A 5,274-nucleotide genomic window follows, 5' to 3' on the forward strand; every position below is an offset into this window, starting at 1 on the left:
GATTGTCCGGCGGTGTCCTACTCTCCCACACCCTCCCGAGTGCAGTACCATCGGCGCTGGAGGGCTTAGCTTCCGGGTTCGGAATGTAACCGGGCGTTTCCCCTCCGCCATGACCGCCGTAACTCTATCGACATATCAAACAACACCACACACACGCGGTCTGTTGTTCGTTCATCGAGAGTTGCACAGTGGACGCGTAGCAGCTTAGTAGTCAAGTCCTCGGCCTATTAGTACCGGTCAACTGAACCCGTTACCGGGCTTACATTTCCGGCCTATCAACCCAGTCGTCTAGCTGGGGGCCTTACCCCACAAAGTGGGTGGGATACCTCATCTTGAAGCGAGCTTCCCGCTTAGATGCTTTCAGCGGTTATCCCTTCCGAACGTAGCTAACCAGCCGTGCCCCTGGCGGGACAACTGGCACACCAGAGGTTCGTCCGTCCCGGTCCTCTCGTACTAGGGACAGCCCTTCTCAAGTATCCTACGCGCACGGCGGATAGGGACCGAACTGTCTCACGACGTTCTAAACCCAGCTCGCGTACCGCTTTAATGGGCGAACAGCCCAACCCTTGGGACCTGCTACAGCCCCAGGATGCGACGAGCCGACATCGAGGTGCCAAACCATCCCGTCGATATGGACTCTTGGGGAAGATCAGCCTGTTATCCCCGGGGTACCTTTTATCCGTTGAGCGACACCGCTTCCACTCGCAAGTGCCGGATCACTAGTCCCGACTTTCGTCCCTGCTCGACCTGTCAGTCTCACAGTCAAGCTCCCTTGTGTACTTGCACTCAACACCTGATTGCCAACCAGGCTGAGGGAACCTTTGGGCGCCTCCGTTACCCTTTAGGAGGCAACCGCCCCAGTTAAACTACCCACCAGACACTGTCCCTGAACCGGATAACGGTCCGAAGTTAGATACCCAAATCAACCAGAGTGGTATTTCAAGATTGCCTCCACCCATACTGGCGTATGAGCTTCACCGGCTCCCACCTATCCTACACAAGCTAATTCGGATACCAATGTCAAGCTATAGTAAAGGTCCCGGGGTCTTTCCGTCCTGCCGCGCGTAACGAGCATCTTTACTCGTAATGCAATTTCGCCGGGCCTGTGGTTGAGACAGTGGGGAAGTCGTTACGCCATTCGTGCAGGTCGGAACTTACCCGACAAGGAATTTCGCTACCTTAGGATGGTTATAGTTACCACCGCCGTTTACTGGCGCTTAAGTTCTCCGCTTCGCCCCGAAGAGCTAACAGGTCCCCTTAACGTTCCAGCACCGGGCAGGCGTCAGTCCATATACATCGAATTACTTCTTCGCATGGACCTGTGTTTTTAGTAAACAGTCGCTTCCCCCTGCTCTCTGCGGCCATACAACGCTCCACCCGCGCGGGGCTTCACGTCTCCGGCCCCCCTTCTCCCTAAGTTACGGGGGCAATTTGCCGAGTTCCTTAACCACAGTTCGCCCGATCGCCTCGGTATTCTCTACCTGACCACCTGTGTCGGTTTGGGGTACGGGCCGCTCAGAACTCGCTAGAGGCTTTTCTCGGCAGCATAGGATCACTGACTTCACCTGAATCGGCTCGGCATCACGTCTCAGCCTACATGCACCACGGATTTGCCTATGGTACGGCCTACACGCTTACCCCGGCACAACCACCGGCCGGGCTCAGCTACCTTCCTGCGTCACCCCATCGCTTGACTACTACCCGCCAGGTTCCCACGCTCCCCACCCTCAACCCGAAGGTCTTGGATGGTTTGGGTGGTTAGCACAACGAGGTTCATCAGGGACGCTCTTTCGCGGGTACGGGAATATCAACCCGTTGTCCATCGACTACGCCTCTCGGCCTCGCCTTAGGTCCCGACTCACCCAGGGCGGATTAGCCTGGCCCTGGAACCCTTGGTCATCCGGCGGAAGGGTTTCTCACCCTTCTTTCGCTACTCATGCCTGCATTCTCACTCGTGCCGCGTCCACACCTCGATCACTCGGATGCTTCACTCGCGGCACGACGCTCCCCTACCCATCCACACACCTGCACGGCACATCAAGGCACCGCGAGGTAAAAATGTGAATGCCACAGCTTCGGCGGTGTGCTTGAGCCCCGCTACATTGTCGGCGCGGAACCACTTGACCAGTGAGCTATTACGCACTCTTTAAAGGGTGGCTGCTTCTAAGCCAACCTCCTGGTTGTCTATGCGACCCCACATCCTTTTCCACTTAGCACACGCTTAGGGGCCTTAGCTGGTGATCTGGGCTGTTTCCCTCTCGACTACGAAGCTTATCCCCCGCAGTCTCACTGCCGCGCTCTCACTTACCGGCATTCGGAGTTTGGCTGATTTCGGTAAGCTTGTGGGCCCCCTAGACCATCCAGTGCTCTACCTCCGGCAAGAAACACGCGACGCTGCACCTAAATGCATTTCGGGGAGAACCAGCTATCACGGAGTTTGATTGGCCTTTCACCCCTAACCACAGGTCATCCCCCAACTTTTCAACGTTGGTGGGTTCGGCCCTCCACGCGGTCTTACCCGCGCTTCAGCCTGCCCATGGCTAGATCACTCCGCTTCGGGTCTAGGACACGCGACTGAATCGCCCTATTCAGACTCGCTTTCGCTACGGCTCCCCCACACGGGTTAACCTCGCCACATGCCACTAACTCGCAGGCTCATTCTTCAAAAGGCACGCCGTCACCCCGCAAGGCTCCGACGGATTGTAGGCGAACGGTTTCAGGTACTATTTCACTCCCCTCCCGGGGTACTTTTCACCATTCCCTCACGGTACTCGTCCGCTATCGGTCACCAGGAAGTATTTAGGCTTACCAGGTGGTCCTGGCAGATTCACGGCAGATTTCAGGGGTCCGCCGCTACTCGGGAACACCCACAGGAGACCAGCCACTTTCACCTACCGGACTATCACCGCCTACGGTCAGCCATTCCAGACTGTTCGGCTAGCAACTGGCTTTATAACTCCTTGAGCGCATGTCAGTACACTCAGCAGGGTCCCACAACCCCGACCACGCAACCCCTGACAGGTATCACACGCAGCCGGTTTAGCCTCAATCCGCTTTCGCTCGCCACTACTCACGGAATCACTAATTTGTTTTCTCTTCCTACGGGTACTGAGATGTTTCACTTCCCCGCGTTCCCTCCATACACCCTATGTGTTCAGGTGCAGGTGACATCACATGACTGATGCCGGGTTCCCCCATTCGGACACCCTGGGATCACAGCTCGGTTGACAGCTCCCCCAGGCCTATCGCGGCCTCCCACGTCCTTCATCGGCTCCTGGTGCCAAGGCATCCACCGTTCGCCCTTGACAACTTGACCACAAAGATGCTCGCGTCCACTGTGCAATTCTCAACAAACGACCAACCCACAACCCGATCCGTGCGACACCAGCCCGACCACCGCCGGCGGTATGCCACACCAGGCCATGCCTGGCAGCCCACGGAACACACCGGTTCCGCTCAAGGCTCCGAAAGAAACAACCACCGGTTGTTCTTTCAGGACCCAACAGGGTGCTAATCATTCCTCCCCAGCCGCACCAACCCGACCGTTCCTGCACCCCCAAGGAGGCGTGTACTAGATCATCGCGGCCGTTGCCAGAGAAAAACTCGCCAGTGTCTCCGCCATTGAGCACCCCGACCCGACATTCGCAGGTCGCGGGCTCCTTACACCCTTTCAGGTGAAGGTGCTCCTTAGAAAGGAGGTGATCCAGCCGCACCTTCCGGTACGGCTACCTTGTTACGACTTCGTCCCAATCGCCAGCCCCACCTTCGACGGCTCCCTCCCACAAGGGGTTGGGCCACCGGCTTCGGGTGTTGCCGACTTTCGTGACGTGACGGGCGGTGTGTACAAGGCCCGGGAACGTATTCACCGCAGCGTTGCTGATCTGCGATTACTAGCGACTCCGACTTCACGGGGTCGAGTTGCAGACCCCGATCCGAACTGAGACCGGCTTTTTGGGATTCGCTCCACCTCACGGTATCGCAGCCCATTGTACCGGCCATTGTAGCATGCGTGAAGCCCTGGACATAAGGGGCATGATGACTTGACGTCATCCCCACCTTCCTCCGAGTTGACCCCGGCAGTCTTCGATGAGTCCCCGCCATAACGCGCTGGCAACATCGAACGAGGGTTGCGCTCGTTGCGGGACTTAACCCAACATCTCACGACACGAGCTGACGACAGCCATGCACCACCTGTGACCGCCCCCGAAGGACCCGACATCTCTGCCGGTTTTGCGGCCATGTCAAACCCAGGTAAGGTTCTTCGCGTTGCATCGAATTAATCCGCATGCTCCGCCGCTTGTGCGGGCCCCCGTCAATTCCTTTGAGTTTTAGCCTTGCGGCCGTACTCCCCAGGCGGGGCGCTTAATGCGTTAGCTGCGGCACAGGGAACCGGAGAGGCCCCCCACACCTAGCGCCCAACGTTTACAGCGTGGACTACCAGGGTATCTAATCCTGTTCGCTCCCCACGCTTTCGCTCCTCAGCGTCAGTATCGGCCCAGAGACCCGCCTTCGCCACCGGTGTTCCTCCTGATATCTGCGCATTTCACCGCTACACCAGGAATTCCAGTCTCCCCTACCGAACTCTAGCCTGCCCGTATCGACTGCAGGCCCGCAGTTGAGCTGCGGGTTTTCACAGTCGACGCGACAAGCCGCCTACGAGCTCTTTACGCCCAATAAATCCGGACAACGCTCGCGCCCTACGTCTTACCGCGGCTGCTGGCACGTAGTTGGCCGGCGCTTCTTCTGCAGGTACCGTCACTTACGCTTCGTCCCTGCTGAAAGAGGTTTACAACCCGAAGGCCGTCATCCCTCACGCGGCGTCGCTGCATCAGGCTTCCGCCCATTGTGCAATATTCCCCACTGCTGCCTCCCGTAGGAGTCTGGGCCGTGTCTCAGTCCCAGTGTGGCCGGTCGCCCTCTCAGGCCGGCTACCCGTCGTCGCCTTGGTAGGCCATCACCCCACCAACAAGCTGATAGGCCGCGAGCCCATCCCAGGCCGAAAAACTTTCCACCACCAACCATGCGGTCAGAGGTCCTATTCGGTATTAGCCCCGGTTTCCCGGGGTTATCCCAAAGCCTAGGGCAGGTTGCTCACGTGTTACTCACCCGTTCGCCGCTCGAGTACCCCGAAGGGCCTTTCCGCTCGACTTGCATGTGTTAAGCACGCCGCCAGCGTTCGTCCTGAGCCAGGATCAAACTCTCCAACAAAAACCTGTTGAAACAGTCATCCCGACAACATGTGTTGCCAAAGGAATCCAAAACCAGCCAAACCAA

Annotated in this window: 3 rRNA genes; all 3 read right to left on the reverse strand. The window is 57.9% G+C overall.

The features are described 5' to 3' along the window. Positions 1–4: 4 nt before the first annotated feature. A 5S ribosomal RNA gene (gene rrf, locus ACGF5G_RS35600) occupies positions 5–121 on the reverse strand. An 86-nt stretch (positions 122–207) separates the two neighbouring features. After that, positions 208–3,316 (reverse strand): 23S ribosomal RNA (locus tag ACGF5G_RS35605). A gap of 375 nt (positions 3,317–3,691) precedes the next feature. Beyond that, a 16S ribosomal RNA gene (locus ACGF5G_RS35610) occupies positions 3,692–5,208 on the reverse strand. The 16S, 23S and 5S rRNA genes sit together here, the layout of an rRNA operon. Positions 5,209–5,274: the final 66 nt, after the last annotated feature.

It is taken from the genome of Micromonospora sp. NPDC047730, from assembly GCF_043204765.1.
In the GTDB taxonomy this organism is placed as follows: Bacteria; Actinomycetota; Actinomycetes; order Mycobacteriales; family Micromonosporaceae; genus Micromonospora.